Genomic DNA, 18,564 nt, shown 5'->3' with positions numbered 1-18,564 from the left:
TCGCCCTGCTAGTCGGGGCGATGTCCGTTCAAGAAAGAGCCTCATGTCCATCACGAATCAGCAACTGTTCGATCGCGCCCAGCTCACCATTCCCGGCGGGGTCAACTCGCCGGTGCGCGCATTTCGCCAGGTCGGCGGCGTGCCGCGCTTTATCGACCGCGCCGAAGGCCCCTACATGATCGACGCCGAAGGCACGCGCTATATCGACTACATCGGTTCCTGGGGACCGATGATCGCCGGGCACGCTCATCCGGAGGTCGTCGAGGCGGTGCATCGGGCAGCCACCCGCTCGCTGAGTTTCGGCGCGCCCACGGCCGACGAAATCGACATGGCTGAAGCCATTTGCAAGCTCATGCCTGCGGTCGAAATGGTGCGCCTGGTGTCCAGCGGCACCGAAGCCGGCATGAGCGCCATTCGCCTGGCGCGCGGCTTCACCGGACGCGATGCCATTGTCAAGTTCGAAGGCTGCTACCACGGCCATGCCGACAGTCTGCTAGTCAAGGCCGGTTCGGGCTTGCTGACCTTCGGCAATCCCAGCTCCGCCGGGGTGCCTGCCGACCTGGCCAAGCACACGCTGGTGCTGGAGTTCAACAACATCGCCCAGATCGAGGAATTGTTTGCCCGGCAGGGACACGAAATCGCCTGCGTGATGGTGGAACCCATCGCGGGCAATATGAATTTCATCCGGGGAACTTCGGCCTGGCATCAGCGCCTGCGCGAGCTCTGCACCGAGCACGGCGCGTTGCTGGTGTGGGACGAGGTGATGACCGGTTTTCGCGTGGCGCTGGGCGGCGCACAACAGGTGTACGGCATTCGCCCCGATCTGGTGGTGATGGGCAAGGTGATTGGCGGCGGCATGCCGCTGGCGGCCTTCGGCGGCCGCGCCGACGTGATGCACAAGCTCTCGCCGCTGGGCGCGGTGTACCAGGCGGGCACGCTGTCGGGCAATCCGGTGGCGGTGGCTGCCGGCATGGCACAACTGCGCCTGATCCAGCAGCCGGGGTTTTACGAGCGCCTGAGCGCGGCGACCCAAAAACTCATGCGCGGCCTGGACGCCGCCGCCGCACGGCACGGTGTGACTTTCCGCACCGACAGCGAAGGCGGCATGTTCGGTTTTTATTTCGCCGCCGAGCTGCCGCGCAACTATCCCGATATGGCCACAGCCGATGTTGAGATTTTCAAGCGCTTTTTCCACGCCATGCTCGACCGCGGCGTGTACCTGGCGCCGAGCATGTACGAAGCGGGTTTCGTCTCCGCGGCGCACGACGATGCGGTGATCGAGGCCACGCTGCAGGTGGCCGACGGTGCGTTTGCGGACATGAGCAAGGGTTGATTGGCGCTTAGCGCGGCACTTGAACATCCCACAACCGCGCGGCGATTACTGCGGTGCGGCCGTTCATGTAAGGCGAGTACAGGCGCTTTTGATAAATGCGCGGGGCGGGCAGCATGACGGCCAGCCTTGCGGCCTGCGCCGGGCTGAGGCGGGCGGCGCTGGTGTGAAAGTAGGTTTGCGCGGCGGCTTCGGCGCCGTAGATGCCGTTGCCCCATTCCACGCTGTTGAGGTAAATCTCCAGAATGCGGCGCTTGCCCAGAATGCCTTCGAGCATGAAGGTGATGATCAGCTCCTGGCCTTTGCGCAGATAGTCGCGCTCGGGCGAGAGAAACAGGTTTTTGGCGAGCTGCTGGGTGATGGTGGAGCCGCCGATGACTCTTCCGCTGCGCTCGAAGCGGCGACTGTGGTTGCGATCCCAGGCGTTTCGAATGGCGTCCCAGTCCACGCCGTCGTTGGTGAGAAAGGTTGCATCTTCCGAGGCGACCACGGCGCGTTTGAGGTAAGGGCTGACGGCGTCGTAAGGCGCCCAGTCGTGCTTCCAGGGCACGGTGTCGCCGCTTTTGAGGATGCGCAGTTCGGCCGCGCGCATGAAGGTGGTGCTGGACGGCGGAATGACTGTCCACAGCGCGATGCGCAGGGCGAAATAGCCTTGCAGCACCAGGCCGGAAAGCACGAACAGCCACAGCAAGCGGCGCCACAGCGGCGCGGGTCTGTCTCGTTTCATGCTGCGTGTTGGCGGGCGGCGGCGAGTTCGGCGCGCAGCGTGGCCAGCACCGGGGCGGTGGCCGGCGCTTCGCCGTGCCACAGGGTGTAGCTCTGCGCGGCTTGTTCCACCAGCATGCCCAGCCCGTCCCAGGCGCTGGCGCCCGCGGCGTGGGCCTGCGCGACAAAGGGGGTGTCGTGCGCGCCGTACATCATGTCGTAGGCCCACTGCGCGGGGCGCAGCACGCCGTCCGGCAGATCGAGCGCGCGGCCGTCGAGACTGGCGGCAGTGGCGTTGATGACGCCATCGGCCCAGTGCGTCGGCGGCTCGAGCACCACTTGCAGATCGGCGCCGTGCTGCGCGGCCAGGGCGCTGTGGCGCGCGGCCAGGGCTTGGGCCTTGTCGGCACTGCGGTTCCACAGGGCGATGGCGCGCGCGCCTGCAGCGATCAGCGGCCCGAGTACGCCGCTGGCCGCACCACCGGCGCCGAGCAGCAGCACGCGCTGCCCCTGCAGCGGGCGGTGGGTATCGGCGGCCAACACGCGGGCCAGATCGCGCACCAGGCCGATGCCATCGGTGTTGTCGCCCCACAGACCGCCTTCGTCCCAGCCGAGGGTGTTGACCGCCTGCGCCAGTTGCGCCGCCGGGCTGCGGCGGACGCACAGACGCCAAGCGTCGAATTTGAACGGCACCGTGATGTTGGCGCCCCTGCCGCCTTCGGCATAGAAGGCGTCGAGCGCGGCTTCGAAGCCATCCACCGGGGCGAGCCGCGCCTCATAGCTCAGCGCCACGCCGGTTTGCTCGGCGAACAAGGCGTGAATGCGCGGCGAGCGGCTGTGCGCGATGGGATTGCCGAACACGGCGTAGAGCGGGGGCGGGGGCGAAGTCATGGAAGCGTCTGCCGTCAGGGTGTGGCTTGCGCCGGGTTTTGCGGGGCCTGCACCGCGGTTTCCAGGCCCTGCGTGCGGGTGAAGCGGAAACGCGAAATCACCACGATTTGATCGGCCTGCCTGAGCATGCCCTCGGTGAACCGGCCATAGGGCTGCGCGGCCTCGACTATGGCGCGCGCCTGTCGGTCGAGCGTGGGGTTGCCCGAGCTTTGGACGATTTCGGTGGAAACCACCCGGCCACTGGCGTCGATGGTGATGGACATGATGAGGCTGCCATACAGCTTGTTGCCCCCGCTTTGCGGAAACTCGCGCGTGCCCAGGGTTTCGATCTTGGTGCGCAGCTTGTCGTAATACAGCGCGTAGGCGGCTTCACGGGTGGACGGGCCGATGAAGCGGCGGCGCGGCTTGGCGTTCTGCTGCTGAATCTGCCGCTCGATGGCGCCCAGCATATCGAGCAACTGCCGCCGTTTTTGCTCCAGCGCCTGTTGTTTCGCCGAATCGTTTTCCTGCCGCACGGTCTGCGCCAGTTGCACGATCTGCTGCCGCACCTGGGTGAGCAACTGTTGCTGCTTTTGCTCCAGCGCCGAGAGGCTGCGCTGCTGGTTGACCGCCGCGTCGCCGTGCGAGACATCGGCGGTGAACGGCAGCGGCGTGGTGGCCAGGCCCTTGTTGGCGTCGCCGCCGCCGTCGAGGTTGGCCTGGGCGATGGCTTGCGGTTTGGCCGGGGCGTCGTCGGTGCGCTGGTTCACCAGCACCACGTCGAGCGGCGCGTTGTCGAACATGCGGTTGAAGGTCTCGGGCGCCGCAAAGCGCAGACTCAGCAGCGCGAGATGCACCCCGACCGAGGCGATCAGGGCCCAGTGCAACGGGGTGAGGGAGCGCAGGCGGAGGGGGGGCACGGAGGGGCAGGGCAGATCGGGCAGCGGCGGATCGGGCAGCGGCGATTTTACGAAGCCTGCTGCGCGGCGGGGGCGGCCGATTCGGCGTCGGGCTCATCGGTATCGACCGCCACGCTGATGGGCGCGGCCAGGGCGACGGCTTCGTCGCCCTCTTCGTCGTCCTCCTCGCTGACTTCAGCGCTGGCTTCGGTGTCAGTGGCCGCGGCTTGCTGCGGGGCGTCGAGCTGGCTGAGCACGCGGCCAAAGACCTCCAGGGTGATGAGGTCGGTGCCGGTGATCTGCACCTGCACCCGCGTGTTGCGCGGCAGGTCTTGCGCGCCCACGGCGGTGAACACCAGCGGCAGGCCGTCCACGCGCACCGCGCCTTCGCGCAGCACGCTAGCCTCAAACGTGTCGAGCCCTTGCTGCGCCAGATAGCGCAGCGTCCAGTAGCGTTCCAGCGCCGACTGGTGGGTGGCGTAGGCCTTGTAGGTGTCTTCGAACGATTCGACGATGGCGTACAGCAGCGGGTCGCGCGGCTTGAACGGCGCCTGCAGCAGCGCGGTCTTGCCGAAGCGGGCGCAAGCGATGAGCTGGCCCTGGTTGAGCAGATCGACATAGCGCCGCAGCGGCGAGGTGCACCACGCATATTGCGCCACGCCCAGGCCCTGGTGCGGCGCGGGTTTGAGGCCCATGCGGGTGCGCAGATTGGCGCCGAAACCGCTCTGGCTGCGGTAGATGCCGGGCATGCCCAGCTCGGCGAGCCAGCCGCCCCAGGTGGCGTTGGCCAGAATCATCAGCTCAGAAACGATGGTGTCCAGCGGCGCGCCGCGTCGGCGCGGCTCGATGCGAACCGTGGCGGCTTCGGCGCCGCGCTCCAGGCCGTCGATGCGGAAGGTGTAGTCCACTCCTCCTGCGCGCTCGGGTTTGCCGCGCACCTGTTCGCGCCCGCGCTTGAGTTGCTGCGCGAATGTCCACAGCCACGCCAGCTCTTTGGCGTGGGGGTAGCTTTGCGTGGCCGGGTCGGCCGTCAGGGCTTCCTCGGTGACCAGGGCGTCGAGCTGATCGTGGCGCAGATTGCTGGCCATGCGCACCTGCTCCACGCGGGTTTCGAATTCGGAAGCCTGGAGGTCGTTGCCGACGGTGCAGTACAGCGACAGCGCGGGGCAATCGCAGCCGGCTTGCAGGGTGAAGGTCTGCACCAGGGCGTCGGGCAGCATGGTGATCTTGTCGCCCGGCATATACACGGTGGACAGGCGGTTGCGCGCGAACTGCTCCCAGTCGGAATCGCGCGTCAGCGCCAGCGCCGGGGCGGCGATATGAATGCCCAGCCGCACCCGGCCATCGTCCAGCCATTGCAGCGAAAACGCATCGTCGATCTCGGTGGTGGCCGAGTCGTCGATGCTGAACGCCGCAGCGGCGGCCAGCGGCAGCGCGTCGTTGAACGACGGCATCGGCAGCGCCGGGAAGGCCGTGCCCTTGGGAAAGCGTTCCAGCAAAAAGCGCTGCATGTGAAACGCCCACGGCGAGGCGATGGCCCCGGCGTCGCGCAATAGCGTGAGCGCGCCATGCCCGGTCTGCTTGACCGCCAGCGCCACGGCCTTGAACTCCGGGCTGTTTTTGTCGGGCTTGAACAGGATTTGATAGAGCTTTTCCGCGATGGGCTGCGGGCAGCGGCCCGCGGCCAGTTCGGCGGCGAAGGCGTCGATCTGGCGCAGCTGCTCCTCCTTGCGTGCGATGGCCGCGAGCGCGGCCTGCACCTGCTGCGTGGGCGCCTTGCGGAACTGGCCGCCGCGCCCGCGCCGCTGGAAGTAATGCGGCGCACCGAACAGCCGCAGCAATATGGCCGCGCGCTGCCCGGCGCCCGGCGTGCCGCCGTAGTAGTCGGCCGCGACCTGATCGAAATGGAATTCGTCCTCCGGGGCGAATTCCCACAGCAGATCGAGGTCGATGCCTTCCTGCTGCGCCTGCGCCCAGTCCATGAGCTCGGCAGGCGCCGGTTTGTCGAAGCGCACCAGCGCCTGCGCCGCCTTGATTTTCTGCCGCTTGCCCGAATCGAGCTCGACCTGCAGACTGGCCTCGGCCTCGCTCATGATGCGACCGGCGTGGAACTTGCCACCATCTTCGAACAGCACATTACTCAATCGGAGTCTCCGTCAAACGAACTAAAGCGCGCAGCCCGCCCGGCCGCCCGAAGGGCTGCGCCGCCCCCTCGGGGGGCAGCGAACGCAGTGAGAGTGGGGACTCACCTCTCATAGGGTCATACCGCCGTCAACCTCGATGACCGCGCCGCTGATGTAGGAGGCTTCGCTACTGGCGAGAAAGGCATAGACGCTGGCGATTTCTTCCGCCTTCCCCAGACGGCGTAGCGGCACGCGCTCGGCCATTTGCTCCATCACCTTGTCGGGAATGGTGGCGAGCATGGGCGTCTGGATGAAGCCGGGCGCCACCGCATTCACCCGCACGCCCTTGGGGCCGAGTTCGCGCGCCCAGGTCTTGGTCATGGCGATGATGCCGGCCTTGGTCGCGGCGTAATTGGTCTGGCCGAAGTTGCCGTACAGCCCGACCACGCTGGACGCGCTGAGAATGGCGCCGCGGCCGCGCTCGATCATGTGCGGCGCGACGATCTGGGTGCAGCGGAACACCGCGCGCAGGTTCACGTCGATCACGGCGTCGAACTGCTCGTCGGTCATTTTCACCAGCCGCGCATCGCGGGTGATGCCCGCGTTGTTCACCAGGGTGTCGATTTTCCCGAACTGGGCGATGGCGGCATCGACCAGCGTGGTAAACGCGGCGCGGTCGGACACGTCGAGCGCCTGCGCCAGCACTTGCGCACCGCCGCGGCGCAACTCGTCTGCAACGGGGTCGAGGGTGGCCGGGTTGCGGTCGCATAGCACCAGGTGCGCGCCTTCGGCGGCGAATTTGCGCGCCGTGGCCAGGCCGATGCCTTGCGCCGCGCCGGTGATGAGGGCGATATGGTCTTGAAGTCGCATGAGGAGAGTCCTTTAAAAGTCGTTTGAAGCGGGGTTGAGGCACCACCGCAGAACCGGGTCGAGATGCTGCTGCGCGTAATCCGACAGCGCATGATCGCCGCCGGGCAGCACGCTGCACTTCGCGCCGCGATAGCGTGCGGCCATTTCGCGCCAGTCCAGCACCTCGTCGCCCTGTGCAATGATGACCAGGTAACGTTGCGGATCGGGGACGGGGGCGCGCAGATCGCCCACTTCCAGCGCGTGGAGCTCATCCACATGCTGCGCGGTGAAGTTGAATTGCAGCGCCGGGTCGTGCCAGGTGGTGAGGTGGCCGATCTGCCCGCGCAGATCTCGCGCCGGATCGACCGCGGGGTTGAGCAGCGCCGCGCGGGCCTGCAGGCTGTGCGCCAGGTACGTGGCGTAAAACCCGCCGAGCGAACTGCCGATGAGGCAGAGATCGTCGCCGCGCACCTTGCCCAGCAAGTCGTGGCACAGCGTCATCGCCGCGCGCGGCGAGGGCGGCAGTTGCGGGCAAAGCCAGCTCAGCGGCGGCAGACCTTGGCCGAGACGCTGCTGATTGATTTGCTCGACGCGCTGCGCTGTAGCGCGCGCCTTGGCGGATTGCGGCGACGAACGAAAGCCGTGGAGATAGAGCAGGGTGGGCATGGAGGCGTATTCAGCGCGGCGCGAGCGGGCGCCGCCCCTGAATGCTACCCGCCCATAGACCGGGGTTCAGCTTCGCGCCGGAGTCGAGGCCGGCATGGGCGCCCCGGCCGTTTCGGGCTGGCCTTCGTCTTCCGGCCAGTCGCGGATGTAGGCCTTGAGCATCTGGTTCTCGAAATCTTGCTCGCGCACCACGGCCTGGGCTACGTCGTGAAAGGAAATCACGCCCAGCAGCGCATCGTCCTGCATCACCGGGATGTAGCGCACGCCGGCCTCCAGCATGGTGCGGCGCAGGGTGTCGAGGGTGGTTTCGGGGCCGCAGACTTCGTAATGCGTGTCCATGCGTTCGGCCACGATGTGATCGCCCAGCACGCCTTCGCCCTCGGCGACCGCGGCCATCACTTCCGAAAAAGTGAGCAGTCCGACGAGCTTGCCGTGCGCCATGACCACCAGCGAGCCGATGTCATGCTGGGCCATGGTCTGCACCGCCTGCAGCAGGCGGGCTTCGGGCGGCACGGTAAACAGCACATGCCCTTTCACCCGCAGAATGTCGCTGACTTTCATGGCGTTCTCCTCTGTTTTTTTCAGTAAGTGAAATATAGTCAGTCCATTGCGTACAGACCAGAGGTCATTCCCGCAGGTCTTGCGCTTGCTGGGCGCCCCCTGGGTCGGCTCGCCGACCCGCCCCCCATGGGGGTCAAGGAAACTTGGGGCGGCCCGGCATTTCCTTGACAGCCCATTTTTGAACCAAACGCCATGTCCGCCCATCATCCCTCCTCCATTCCCCTCGTATTGCTGCACGGCGCGGGCGGCGACGCCAGCGTGTGGACGGCGCAGACCGACTGGTTGACGGCGCGCGGCTGGCATTGCCTGGCGCTGGAGTTTCCCGCGCACGGCGCCACGCCCGCGCCGCCGCTGGCCCGCATCGAGAGCATGGCCGACTGGGTCTGGTCGCAGCTCGACGCTCGTCAGATCGGCCCGGTGGTGCTGGCCGGTCACAGCATGGGTTCGCTGGTGGCGCTGCATGCCGCAGGCCAGCGCCCCGGTCAGCTCAGAGGGCTGGCTCTGCTGGGCATTTCCTGGCCCATGCGGGTATCGCGCAAGTTGCTGGCGCAGGCCCAGGAGGCGCCGCAAGAGGCCATCGACAACGTGGTGAAGTGGTCTTACGCCCAGGCTGAGCCGCTCACCCCCGCGCCGGGTTTTCAGTCGCCGCAGGCCTACCGCGAGCTGTTGCTGCGGCAACAGGCCCATTGGGCCGAGGGCGGTCTGCTGGCCTCCGACCTCGCCGCCTGCGACCGCTATTCGGCGGGCGAGGCGGCGGCGCGCTCATGGGGCGGGCCGACATTGTTTTTGCTCGGCGAGCACGACCGCATGACGCCGCCCGCGCAGGCCGAAGACCTGCGCGCGGCGTTGCCGCGCCAGCGCACGGTGATGCTCGATTGCGGTCACAACCTCATGGCCGAAGCGCCGCACGCCGTGGCCCACGCGCTGGCTGACTGGATGGAGCGCGAACTCGGCATGGCGGTGTGAGGCGACGAGGCGACTCGGTCGCAGGCGCCCAAGCGCAGCCGCGCCGTGCCGCACCACACGGTGAGCACCACCCGGCCTGAGCCGCGTGCCGTGTAGCCGTCTCCAGGGTGCAGAAACACGTCGTCCGGCTGGCCTTCTTCGGTGAGCCAGACGCGCACCGGGCCGGGCTGTGACGCCAGCGTCTGCGCCGACTCCAGCCGCACGCTTTGCCCTGCGGCGTTTCGCAGCGTCAGCGAATCGCCGAGCTGCAACAGGATCCAGTCGCGCTGGATGGACACTTCGGTCTGCGGCATGATGGCCTCCCGTTAGTATGTCAAAAAAGCATGAAGGTGAAGAGCGCCAAAGAGTTCTCGGTTCGCTCTCGGTCCTCAGGTTGATTGAAGTCTAGGCGGCCGATCGGGTTGTAAAAGGCGCAAATACGGAAGGTTCATCATGCGAAAAATGGATGATGGCGCGCAGCGCCAAGCGGCCGCTTCGGCCGTGCTTGCGCCGCGCAGTCGTCAGGTCGATGCGGGCAATCTGCGCGGCTTCGAGGCGGCGGCACGGCTGGGCAGCTTCACCGCCGCGGCCGATGCCCTGGCGCTGACGCAGTCCGCGCTCAGCCGCCAGATCCAGACCCTGGAAGCCAGCGTCGGCGTGCCGCTGTTCGTGCGGGAGGGGCCGCGCGTGCGCCTGTCACCCGCTGGCGAGCAGTTCGCGGTGGTGGTTCGGCAGGCGCTGCAGCAACTCGACGCCGCGGTGGAGGGGCTGCGCGCCAGCCAGGGGCGGCCGCGGGTGCAGATCACCACCTTTGCCTCGCTCGCCAGTCAGTGGCTGATTCCCCGGCTGGGAGAATTTCAGAGCGCCCATCCCGACATCGACATCGCCGTCGAAACCTTCGACAACCTCAGCGACCTGGAAACTGGCGGGCTGGACATCGCCATTCGCCGCCTGCGCGACGACAACCCCTTGGCACGCGCGCCGCACACCACGTTTCTGTTCGGCGAAGAAATCACTCCGGTGTGCAGCCCCGCGCTGGCGCAGACCGGGCGCGCGCCCGGCGCTCTGGACGATCTGCCCCGCTGCGTGTGGATCGACGATGTGCGCATCCACAGCGCGCCGCCCATCGCCCGCGCCAACATGCAGGCGCTGTCGTGGGGCGGCTGGTATGCGGGGCTGGGCTTGCCGCAACCCGAGCCGCAGCGCTGGCTGCGGTTCAACTACACCTATCAGGTCATTCAGGCCGCGGTGGCCGGGCAGGGCGTGGCGATGGGGCAGATCGGCCTCATCCGCGACCTGCTGGCCGCTGGCACGCTGATCGCCCCGGTGGGCCGGCGGGTCGATGCCGGTTATGGCTACTACCTGGCGGTGCGTTCCGGCGCGCAGCAGCGCCCCGAAGTGGCGGCCATGCTGCAGTGGCTGCAGCAGCAGTTCACGGCGTGGCAGGCCATCGAGATCGGTGACTGAGAGGACATGCCGGGCGCAGTCGTGCGTCAATGTTCGGCGTGCTGCAGCGGGTGGCGCAGGCGCTGCAGGGCGTGCAAGGAAGCGGCCTTGGCGCCGTCCACCCAGGCGCTTTCACCTACGGGTTTGGGGTTTTGCAGGCCGATGCGGCGCAGGCGGGCGTTGAGTTGATGCGCGGCGGTGTGTCGGTCGGACTGCCGGGTGCGGAAGGTGAAGGCCAGCGAGACGGACAGGTTGGAATGCGTCCACACCCGATGCGGCGCGATGAAAGGGTGATGCAAACCCAGGCCGGGTCGCAGCGAGAAGTGCAGGGCGCGCTGCTCGAACTCCGGTTTGTAGGGCGGCCGCGTGCCCTCGTAGGCCAGCAGCCGGTCTTTCTGCGCCGGGCTCATGATGAGCGGGTCGGTCTGGCTCCATAGATCGGCGGTTTTTTCGCCGCGAATCTGCAGCAGAAAATTCATCTCCCGATCCATGTGATATGGCGTGACAGCGCCTTGCGCCGAGATGAACACATAGGTCGAGTACCAGGTGATGTGCGGGTCGAGCGGGTGCGTGTGCGCGGTGATCTCCGCCAGCAAGCTCTCGATCTGCGGCCGGTAAATCGCATCCTGCTCAGGGTTGTTGATGCAGATATAGCCGTGCAAGGGCTCGAAGTGCGTCAGCAAATGGTCGAGCGTCAGCTCCGTATCCGTGCGGACAAAAGAGGCATCGAAGTCGGCATCGGGCGCAATGTCGCCGCGGCGGAACAACACCTTGTTGGCCGGATGGCGGCGGGCCAGCTCGAACAAAGGTTCGATGTCGAACATCGGGTGCTGGTTCAGCCGATGCTGCAGCAGAAAAGGGTGGCGGTTGTAGTGGTTTTGCATTTGCGCCGGGTCGAACTGCAGCCAGCCTTCGCTGTCTTGTTGCCCGCGTTGCAGCAGGCGGGCGTACTGCTCGGCACTGACGAATTCACCCAGCATGAAAGCCTCCCGGGAGTGGAGAAAGTGTTTTGTCGCACTTTACAAACGCACCGGGGCGTTGTCCATCCGGGGCGCCACGAGGGGGCTCTGGCTCAATCAGGCGGCTACGTTTGTGCGTGGCGCAGGCGCCGCAAGGCCGTGCGGGCGGGGTCGATGCTGTCGGCCAGGTCGGTTTCGAGGGGCAGCGGCGTGCCTTCGATCTGGGCCAGCAGGGTTTCGGCCAGCAGCGGGGCGAGGGTGAGGCCGCGCGAGCCCATGCCCGCGCACACGGCCAAGCCCGGCAGGCGGGGGAGTTCGTGCAATTGTTTGCCGGCGGCGCGCTGGGGGTTGGCCAGCAGCGGCGCGAGATCGGCGACGGGGCCGCAGTAGGGCAGACGGTCAGTGCTGGCTGCGCGCGTGCCGACAAAGTGGCGCAGCGCGGCAGTGTGTTCGGGCAGGGGCGGCGAGGCGGTGAGCGCGCTCAGGCCCGCGCGGTTGAGCGCCCAGGCTTGTTCGGGGGTGAGGGGCTGGTCTTCGGTTTCGAAGGTGGCGCCGATCAGCAGCCAGTCTTCCTCGCCAGACTCTTGCAGCAGGTGCGCCGCCGCGCGTGGCAGGCGCAGCACATAACCGCTGCCCATCCACGGCTGCGCAAGCCCTTGCAGCGCGGGCCAGAGGCGGGCGGGCAGCGCCTGCGCCTGGCCGCGCAAGGGGTGCAGGGGCAGCCAGTCGGGGCTGGGGATCAGCCCGCTGGCGGACAGCAGCGCCGGGGTTTGCATGGCAGCCGCGAGCACGATTTGCGGGGCGTGGGCCAGCGCTTGCCCGGCGGCGTCGAGCACGCGCCAGGTGCTGCCGTCGCGTTGGAGCCGGGCCGCCTGGGTGTTGCAGCGCAGGGTGATGCGCGGGGAGTCGAGCCAAGCCGCGCACAGGGCCTGATTGGCGAGCACGGCGCTGTCCACTTGCCAGCCGACTTCGGTCCATTGCGCCATTTCCGCGGGCAGGTGCACGCTCGAGCGCCAGTCTTGCATGCGCGTTTCGTCGGCGGCGTCGGCGGGGGTGAGGGTGGCCGGACCGAATTGCGCGAGGTCGTGTCTCAAGAAAACGCCGGACCGTCCCAAGTTTTCTTGCCCCCCTCGGGGGGCGGGCTGGGCGCAGCCCGGCCCTGGGGGCGCTGGTTCGGGTGGCAGCGCGCGGCGCAATGCGGCCATGCCGGCGCGGGTGAGGCGCGAGAGCAGGTTGTCGTCTGCCGAGGGCTGAAGATGCGCCAGACCTGCGGGCATGGCCGAGCCGCCGCCCGCGGGGTGCGGGCCGGATTCGAGGACTTCGACCGTCCAGCCGCGCTGCGCCAAGGCATGGGCGCAGGCGGCGCCGCTGAGACCGGCGCCGATGACTACGGCATGCCGCGGCAGCGCTGCGGGCCAGGGTGCGGGCAGGGTGTGGCGGGTGCGCTTCCAGAGGGGGTTGAAGGTGGCTTGCAGGCGCTGCCGCTTGCCGCCCCAGCCGGGTTGCAGTTCGATGGTGAAACCGGCCTGCTCCAGTCCTTTTTGCACGGCATGCGCCACGGTGTAGCTGGCCGCGCGGGCGCCGGGCTTGACCAGGCGGGCGAGGGCGCGGAAGAGCTCGGGCGTCCACATGGCGGGGTTGCGCGCGGGCGCGAAGCCGTCGAGGTAGAGCGCGTCGGCGGCCAGCTTGAGTTTGGGCGCGAGTTCGGCGGCATCGCCAAAGGCCAGCAGCAGATGCACCCCGCCGCCGGACTGCTCCAAGGCGCGGATCTCCCCCTCACAAGCTCCCTCACGAGGTGGGGGAGGCGTGGTTACTCCCTCTCCACTTGTGGGGAGGGTTGGGGTGGGGATGGGTTCCCCGGCGGGCAGCGCAGCCGGAGCGTGGGGGGCGTCCAGCCTGTTCGCATCAAGAAGGATGCGGTGCAGACCGCGTACCGGAGCGGGCCATTGCGCGGCCAGTTCCACGGCGAGCGCTTGCAATTCAGGCGGGGCATGGCGCAGCAGATCGGCGGCGCGCACCGGGTGCAGTTCCAGGCTGACGTAGTCGAGCCGGACGCAGCGCTGCGGGTCGGCGCGCCACGCCGCCCAGGTAGCGAGAAAATTCACCCCGAGACCGAAGCCGGTTTCCAGCATGGTGAACTGCTCGCGGCCCGCCCAGCGCGGCGGGGTGTCGAGCAGGCCGCAGCCCTGCAGGTAAACGCCGCGCGCCTGCCCCAGCACGCCGGCGCGGCTGGCGTAGATGTCGCCGTAGCGCGGGCTGGACGCCTGGCCACTGGCGTCGGGGGCGACTTCGGCGTATTCCAGCAGCGGATCGACCTTGGGCTTCAATCGACCAGGGTGAGCGAGAGCGCGTCCAGGCCGTACAGGCCGTCTTCGGTCAGCACCAGGTCCATGAGCTGGTCGTGCGGCTGCATGTCGAGTTGGTGCAGCTCGCAGCAGGCATAGCTCAGGCCCACGGTGTAAACCTCTTCGCGCCCGGCTAGGTAGCGGTCGTAATAGCCGCCGCCATAGCCCAGGCGCAGCCCGACGTCGGCAAAGCCCACGCAAGGGACGAGCAGGGTGGTGGGGTTGAGCACGGCCTCGCCCGTGGGTTCGGCGATGCCGTAAGGGCCAGGACGCAGCGGCTCGCCCGGCGCCCAAGCGAAGAAGGTCATTTCCTTGGTGGCTTCTTTGACGCGGGGCAGGGCGAGGGTGCATTCGGGGTGCGCCGCCAGCCATTGGGTGACGGCAGGCATGGGGTCGAACTCGCCGCGGGTGGCGCAGTAGGCGCCGAGGGTTTCGGGCTCCAGGGCGTCGAGCACCTGCAGCAGGCGCTCGGTCAGCTCGGCATCGCGGCGTTCCAGGTCGGGCAGCGCCTGACGTTTGGCGATCAACTCGCGCCGCAGATTGGGGCGCAATTGCTGATCGGTCTCTGGGGACAATGGGTCGTATAGGGGCGGGTTCACGGTAAGCTGACGTCCTATGAGAATGAATCGGTTGTTGCCGCTTATTTTGCGCCGCTTCGCGCGTTGTTTCGGCGGGCTGGGTTTGAGTGTGCTCACACCGCTGGCGATGGCGCAGTCTGCGCCCATCGCCGCCCGTGCGGCGGCGCCCGCTGCGCAGGCCAGCGTGAGCGCGGCGCCGGTGGTCATGCCGGCCATGCCCGTCATTCCGCTCGATCAGGCGCAGTTGCTGCTGGCCGCGCAAAAGGCCACGCAGCGCGGCGACCCGCAGCCCGCGCTCGATGCCCTGCGGCAACTCAAGGGCACGCTGCTCGAACCCTGGGTGGCTTACTGGGCGATCAAGCCCACGCTCTCCGAAGCCACGCAAGCCGATTTCGACGCCTTCGCCCGCGCCTATCCGCACACTTATGTGCTCGACCGTCTGCGCAACGACTGGCTGTTAGAGCTGGGCAAGCGCGAAGACTGGACCGATTTCAACCGCGTCTATCCGCACTTCATCATGCGCGACGACCCGCAGGTGCAGTGCTATGACCTGCAGAGCCAGTTCGTCACCCAGCATGCCGACGTGACGGCGCAGGTGTTCAAGCTGTGGATGGATCAGCGCTATGGCGGCGTGGGCTGCAACAGTGCGGCCAGCGCGCTGCTGCAAGACGGCGCCATGCCGCGCGAGATGCTGTGGCAGCGTATGCGCCGGTTTTACGAAGACGGCCGCGCCAAGCAGGCGCGCGATCTGCTCGCGCCTTTTCTGCCGACCGGAAGCTGGCGCATTCTGGCGCAGACCGACTCCGACGCAGTGCGCTACCTGCTCGATGTGGTGCGGCGGGGGCCGTCTGCGGCGATCGCCAACGCCGATCAGCGGCAATATCTGGTGCTGGCGCTGCTGAGCATGGCGCGGCAAGATCCAGGGCAGGCCGCACGCCTGCTGCAAGAGAATTTCTCCGCGCTACCCTCGCGAGACCGGGCCCAGATCTGGGGACGCATCGGTCTGTCGGCCGCGCTGGGTCTGCAGCCCGAAGCCGCCCGCTGGTATGCCCGCATGGGCCAGGCCGATCCGGCCTTTGTGCCTTCGACCACGGTGCTCGAATGGCAGGTGCGCGCCGCGCTGCGCGCGCAAGACTGGCCGCTGGTGCGCAGCGCCACGCGCACGCTGATCGATCAGGGCGACAAAGATCTGTCTTGGCGCTACTGGCACGCCCGCGCGCTCGAAAAACTCGGCCACCCGATCGAGGGCCGCGCGCTGCTGGCCGAGGTGGCGAATCCCTGGGATTTTTACGGCCAGCTCGCTACCGACGCGCTGGGCATGAAGGTCAGCCTGCCGGCTTCCCTGCCCCCGGCGCCTTTGTCGGTCGTTGCGCAGCAAGCGGCGCGGCCGGGGCTGCAGCGCTCTCTGGCCTTGTTCAGCATCGACCTGCGCAACGAGGCGGTGCGCGAATGGAATTTTTCGCTGCGCGGGCTCGACAACCAGCAAATGCAGGGCGCAGCCGAACTGGCCTGCCAGCAACAGCTCTGGGATCGCTGCATCAACACCAGCGAACGGGTGACGGGCGGGGTGGACATCGCCCAGCGCTACGCCATGCCTTACCGTGAAGCCATCGGCAAGGCCTCTGCGGCCGAAGACGTGAACGAGGCTTTTCTCTACGGCCTGATCCGGCAGGAGTCGCGCTTTATCGCCAATATCAAGTCGTGGGTGGGCGCTTCGGGGCTGATGCAACTCATGCCGGCCACCGCCAAACTGGTGGCGCGCAAGATCGGCCTGACCGATTACAGCCACGACCAGATCGCCGACGTGGGGGTGAATGTGCAACTCGGCAGCGCCTACCTCGGCGGGCTGCTGCAGCAGTTCGATGGCTCCGAGGCGCTGGCCGCCGCGGGCTACAACGCCGGGCCGGGGCGGCCGCTGCGCTGGCGCAATATGGGCCTGCCCGATCAGCCGCTGCTGCCCGGCGCCATCTTCGCCGAAAACATTCCCATTCCCGAAACCCGCGATTACGTCAAGCGCGTGCTGGCCAACGCCACGGTGTACGCCGCCATCCTCAGCGGCAAGCCGCAGTCGCTCAAGGCCAGACTGGGCGATGTGGGCTCGCCCGACGCCATGCTGGCGAGCAATCAAGGCAATCGGCCCTGAGTAATCCGCACTGAGCAGTCCGCACTGAGCGCCCCCACGTTTCCTTGCGCGGCAACACGGGGTGCCGGGGCTTGATGCGGCGCATTCCCCTTCCGGCGGGGTTCTGGCACACTTTGCCCTGTCGCGATCTTTCAGGAACTCTCATGCAGCAGCAGAACATTCTCGTCATCGGCGGCAGCGGTTTCATTGGCAGCCGCCTGGTCAACGCCCTGTCGCTGGCCAATCATTTCGTCACCGTGCCCACCCGCCGCCGTCAGCGCGCCCGTCATCTGGTGCAACTGCCGCTGGTCGATGTGGTCGAGATCGATGTGCATGATGACGCCAAGCTGGCCAAACTGGTGGCCGGGCGCGACGCCGTGGTCAACCTCGTGGGCATTCTGCAAGGCAGGCGCGGCCAGCCCTACGGCGCCGACTTCGCCCGCGCGCATGTCGATTTGCCGCGCCGCATCGCCGCCGCCTGCGCGCAGCAGGGCGTGCGCCGCGTGGTACACATGAGCGCGCTCGGGGCCGATTCCAAAGGGCCGTCGATGTATCTGCGTTCCAAGGGCGACGGCGAGGCGGCGCTCAAGGCGCAGGCCGGGATCGACCTCACTATTTTTCGGCCCTCGGTGGTGTTCGGCCCCGAAGACAACTTTCTCAATACCTTCGCCAAGCTGCAGCGGGTGTTTCCGGTCGTGCCGCTGGCCGGGGCGAAAACCCGTTTTGCCCCGGTGTACGTCGGCGACGTGGTCACGGCGTTTGCCAGCAGCCTCGTGGGCCCGCAGGCGCGTGAAACCCTCGGCCAGACTTACGAACTTTGTGGCCCGGGCACCTACACCTTGGCCGAACTGGTGCGGCTTTCCGGCCAGTGGGCGCGGGTGGGCGGCGGCAGAGGGCGCAGCATCATCCCCCTGCCCGACGCGCTGGGACGGCTGCAGGCGCTGATGATGGAACTGGCCCCAGGCGAGCCGGTGATGAGCCGTGACAACCTCGACTCGATGAAGGTCGACAGCGTGTGCAGCGGGGCCATGCCCGGCTTCGCGCCGGAGCTCGGCGTGCCGCACCCCGAGTCTTTGGAGGCCATCGCCCCCACCTACCTCGACCCCAAGTATCAGGAGTCGGAATACGGGCCGATGCGGGCGACTGCGGGGCGCTGATTTTCCAAGGGCATCCACCATGCGCCGCCCGCATGGCGGCCATGCGAAAAAACGGTTTGGAAAGCGCGGGGTCGGGCGGGACAATGGCGGCCTTTATCTCCCGCGCGAAGGACCGTCATGTTCATCCTGCACATCGGCAACAAAAATTATTCCTCCTGGTCCATGCGCCCCTGGGTGGCGATGACCGCGTTTGGCATTCCCTTCGAAGAACGCCCGCACTGGCTCGACACGCCCGAGTTTGCCGCGCAGTTGTCGCCCCTCTCGCCCGTGGCGAAGGTGCCGGTGCTCGAAGACGGCGATCTGCGCATCTGGGACTCGCTGGCCATCGGCGAATACCTGGCCGAGCGTTTTCCGGAGCTCGCACTCTGGCCGCGCGACGTGGCCGAGCGGGCGCTGGCTCGCTGCCTGTGCGCCAGCATGCACAGCGGCTTTGGCGCCTTGCGCGAGCACATGGTGATGAACATCGAGGCCGATCTGCCGGGGCGGGGCTGGAACCCGGCCGTGCAGCGCGACATCGACCAGATCCTGCGCATGTGGCAAGGCGCGCTGCAGACCAGCGGCGGCCCCTTCCTCTTCGGCGCATTCGGCCTGGTCGATGCGTTCTACGCCCCGGTCTGCATGCGTTTTGTCACCTACCGCCCCACGCTGCCGGACTGGGCCTGGCGTTATGTGCAAACCGTTGCCGCCCTTCCGGCGGTGGCCAAGTGGATGACGCAAGCCAGGGCCGAGGGGGTTTTCTTGCCCGCGGATGAGACTTACCGGGCGCAAGGGGCACTGGCCAGTGAGAGTCATGCGGCTTCTCCCATAGCCTGCTTTGATGCGCAGGTTCCGTATTTCGCTGTGATTTTTTCATCCCTACGGTCCGCGGACGACGCTGGCTATGAGGCCATGTCACGGCGCATGGCCGAATTGGCGCCCCAACAAGCGGGCTACCTTGGGATCGAGAGCGTCCGGCGCGCAGACGGCTTTGGCATCACCGTGTCTTATTGGTCGTCCCTAGATGCGGTGG

General features: G+C 67.5%; 16 protein-coding genes and 1 pseudogene. 6 read left to right on the top strand and 11 right to left on the bottom strand.

Annotation, left to right across the window (positions count from 1 at the left end; all coding sequences use genetic code 11):
• The first annotated feature begins 43 nt into the window (after nucleotides 1-43).
• Entirely contained in the window at nucleotides 44-1,333 is a 1,290-nt protein-coding gene (gene hemL / locus THI_RS13525; RefSeq protein ID WP_013106816.1) for a glutamate-1-semialdehyde 2,1-aminomutase, read from the top strand.
• 7 nt (nucleotides 1,334-1,340) lie between these two features.
• Here hemL and mtgA read toward each other — a convergent pair whose 3' ends face one another.
• From mtgA to THI_RS13490, 7 genes are all read right to left on the bottom strand, one after another.
• A complete protein-coding gene (gene mtgA, locus THI_RS13520; protein WP_013106815.1) occupies nucleotides 1,341-2,057 on the bottom strand; it encodes a monofunctional biosynthetic peptidoglycan transglycosylase in 717 nt (238 codons plus the stop codon).
• Nucleotides 2,054-2,926: a shikimate dehydrogenase gene (aroE, locus tag THI_RS13515; RefSeq protein ID WP_013106814.1), complete on the bottom strand. Its 873-nt coding sequence runs from the start codon at nucleotides 2,924-2,926 to the stop codon at nucleotides 2,054-2,056. Before aroE ends, mtgA begins: the two co-directional genes overlap by 4 nt.
• Before the next feature lie 14 nt (nucleotides 2,927-2,940).
• Nucleotides 2,941-3,825, bottom strand: coding sequence for a TonB family protein (locus THI_RS13510; RefSeq protein ID WP_013106813.1), 885 nt, complete (start codon nucleotides 3,823-3,825; stop codon nucleotides 2,941-2,943).
• 47 nt (nucleotides 3,826-3,872) lie between these two features.
• Nucleotides 3,873-5,948 carry a ribonuclease catalytic domain-containing protein gene (locus THI_RS13505; protein ID WP_013106812.1) on the bottom strand — a complete coding sequence of 692 codons (2,076 nt, stop codon included), beginning with the start codon at nucleotides 5,946-5,948 and terminating at the stop codon, nucleotides 3,873-3,875.
• A gap of 108 nt (nucleotides 5,949-6,056) precedes the next feature.
• Nucleotides 6,057-6,797 carry a 3-oxoacyl-ACP reductase FabG gene (gene fabG, locus THI_RS13500; RefSeq protein WP_013106811.1) on the bottom strand — a complete coding sequence of 247 codons (741 nt, stop codon included), beginning with the start codon at nucleotides 6,795-6,797 and terminating at the stop codon, nucleotides 6,057-6,059.
• A 12-nt stretch (nucleotides 6,798-6,809) separates the two neighbouring features.
• Nucleotides 6,810-7,442: a YqiA/YcfP family alpha/beta fold hydrolase gene (locus tag THI_RS13495; protein ID WP_013106810.1), complete on the bottom strand. Its 633-nt coding sequence runs from the start codon at nucleotides 7,440-7,442 to the stop codon at nucleotides 6,810-6,812.
• A gap of 66 nt (nucleotides 7,443-7,508) precedes the next feature.
• A complete protein-coding gene (locus tag THI_RS13490; RefSeq protein ID WP_013106809.1) occupies nucleotides 7,509-8,003 on the bottom strand; it encodes a CBS domain-containing protein in 495 nt (164 codons plus the stop codon).
• A 192-nt stretch (nucleotides 8,004-8,195) separates the two neighbouring features.
• Between THI_RS13490 and THI_RS13485 the strand changes: the two genes are divergently transcribed.
• Nucleotides 8,196-8,969: an alpha/beta fold hydrolase gene (locus tag THI_RS13485; protein ID WP_013106808.1), complete on the top strand. Its 774-nt coding sequence runs from the start codon at nucleotides 8,196-8,198 to the stop codon at nucleotides 8,967-8,969.
• Here the strand turns inward: THI_RS13485 and THI_RS13480 are convergent.
• On the bottom strand, nucleotides 8,885-9,262 hold the full coding sequence (locus THI_RS13480) for a DUF2917 domain-containing protein (RefSeq protein WP_013106807.1): 378 nt from the start codon (nucleotides 9,260-9,262) through the stop codon (nucleotides 8,885-8,887). The two genes, THI_RS13485 and THI_RS13480, sit on opposite strands and share 85 nt — an antisense overlap.
• A gap of 139 nt (nucleotides 9,263-9,401) precedes the next feature.
• On the opposite strand from THI_RS13480, the gene THI_RS13475 reads away from it, so the two are divergent.
• Nucleotides 9,402-10,415: a LysR substrate-binding domain-containing protein gene (locus THI_RS13475; protein WP_013106806.1), complete on the top strand. Its 1,014-nt coding sequence runs from the start codon at nucleotides 9,402-9,404 to the stop codon at nucleotides 10,413-10,415.
• A 26-nt stretch (nucleotides 10,416-10,441) separates the two neighbouring features.
• Here THI_RS13475 and THI_RS13470 read toward each other — a convergent pair whose 3' ends face one another.
• The 3 genes from THI_RS13470 to THI_RS13460 all read right to left on the bottom strand — a co-directional run bounded on the left by THI_RS13470 (nucleotide 10,442) and on the right by THI_RS13460 (nucleotide 14,297).
• Nucleotides 10,442-11,374 carry an ATP-grasp domain-containing protein gene (locus THI_RS13470; protein WP_013106805.1) on the bottom strand — a complete coding sequence of 311 codons (933 nt, stop codon included), beginning with the start codon at nucleotides 11,372-11,374 and terminating at the stop codon, nucleotides 10,442-10,444.
• A 104-nt stretch (nucleotides 11,375-11,478) separates the two neighbouring features.
• Nucleotides 11,479-13,680 carry an FAD-dependent 5-carboxymethylaminomethyl-2-thiouridine(34) oxidoreductase MnmC1 gene (gene mnmC / locus THI_RS13465; protein ID WP_013106804.1) on the bottom strand — a complete coding sequence of 734 codons (2,202 nt, stop codon included), beginning with the start codon at nucleotides 13,678-13,680 and terminating at the stop codon, nucleotides 11,479-11,481.
• On the bottom strand, nucleotides 13,677-14,297 hold the full coding sequence (locus THI_RS13460; protein ID WP_013106803.1) for a 5-formyltetrahydrofolate cyclo-ligase: 621 nt from the start codon (nucleotides 14,295-14,297) through the stop codon (nucleotides 13,677-13,679). The genes mnmC and THI_RS13460 overlap by 4 nt, the downstream gene beginning before the upstream one ends.
• A gap of 22 nt (nucleotides 14,298-14,319) precedes the next feature.
• On the opposite strand from THI_RS13460, the gene THI_RS13455 reads away from it, so the two are divergent.
• The 3 genes and pseudogenes from THI_RS13455 to THI_RS13445 all read left to right on the top strand — a co-directional run.
• Nucleotides 14,320-16,419, top strand: coding sequence for a lytic transglycosylase domain-containing protein (locus THI_RS13455; RefSeq protein ID WP_050985954.1), 2,100 nt, complete (start codon nucleotides 14,320-14,322; stop codon nucleotides 16,417-16,419).
• Nucleotides 16,420-16,562: 143 nt separating this feature from the next.
• Complete coding sequence (locus tag THI_RS13450) at nucleotides 16,563-17,555, top strand: complex I NDUFA9 subunit family protein (protein WP_013106801.1); 993 nt, start codon at nucleotides 16,563-16,565, stop codon at nucleotides 17,553-17,555.
• A 117-nt stretch (nucleotides 17,556-17,672) separates the two neighbouring features.
• A pseudogene (locus tag THI_RS13445) lies at nucleotides 17,673-18,323 on the top strand (glutathione S-transferase family protein); the annotation flags it as partial.
• Between the last annotated feature and the right edge of the window lie 241 nt (nucleotides 18,324-18,564).

The sequence above is a fragment of the Thiomonas arsenitoxydans genome, assembly GCF_000253115.1.
In the GTDB taxonomy this organism is placed as follows: Bacteria; Pseudomonadota; Gammaproteobacteria; order Burkholderiales; family Burkholderiaceae_C; genus Thiomonas; species Thiomonas arsenitoxydans.
Note: the sequence above shows the minus strand (reverse complement) of the source record. Positions and strands in the feature narration are given on the sequence as shown.

What these genes read in the sequence shown, in the direction of transcription:
- THI_RS13490 (WP_013106809.1), bottom strand. Translation starts at nt 8,003, where the DNA reads ATGAAAGTCAGCGACATTCTGCGGGTGAAAGGGCATGTGCTGTTTACC.
- aroE (WP_013106814.1), bottom strand. Translation starts at nt 2,926, where the DNA reads ATGACTTCGCCCCCGCCCCCGCTCTACGCCGTGTTCGGCAATCCCATC.
- THI_RS13480 (WP_013106807.1), bottom strand. Translation starts at nt 9,262, where the DNA reads ATGCCGCAGACCGAAGTGTCCATCCAGCGCGACTGGATCCTGTTGCAG.
- THI_RS13475 (WP_013106806.1), top strand. Translation starts at nt 9,402, where the DNA reads ATGCGAAAAATGGATGATGGCGCGCAGCGCCAAGCGGCCGCTTCGGCC.
- fabG (WP_013106811.1), bottom strand. Translation starts at nt 6,797, where the DNA reads ATGCGACTTCAAGACCATATCGCCCTCATCACCGGCGCGGCGCAAGGC.
- THI_RS13485 (WP_013106808.1), top strand. Translation starts at nt 8,196, where the DNA reads ATGTCCGCCCATCATCCCTCCTCCATTCCCCTCGTATTGCTGCACGGC.
- mtgA (WP_013106815.1), bottom strand. Translation starts at nt 2,057, where the DNA reads ATGAAACGAGACAGACCCGCGCCGCTGTGGCGCCGCTTGCTGTGGCTG.
- hemL (WP_013106816.1), top strand. Translation starts at nt 44, where the DNA reads ATGTCCATCACGAATCAGCAACTGTTCGATCGCGCCCAGCTCACCATT.
- THI_RS13470 (WP_013106805.1), bottom strand. Translation starts at nt 11,374, where the DNA reads ATGCTGGGTGAATTCGTCAGTGCCGAGCAGTACGCCCGCCTGCTGCAA.
- THI_RS13455 (WP_050985954.1), top strand. Translation starts at nt 14,320, where the DNA reads ATGAATCGGTTGTTGCCGCTTATTTTGCGCCGCTTCGCGCGTTGTTTC.
- THI_RS13495 (WP_013106810.1), bottom strand. Translation starts at nt 7,442, where the DNA reads ATGCCCACCCTGCTCTATCTCCACGGCTTTCGTTCGTCGCCGCAATCC.
- THI_RS13450 (WP_013106801.1), top strand. Translation starts at nt 16,563, where the DNA reads ATGCAGCAGCAGAACATTCTCGTCATCGGCGGCAGCGGTTTCATTGGC.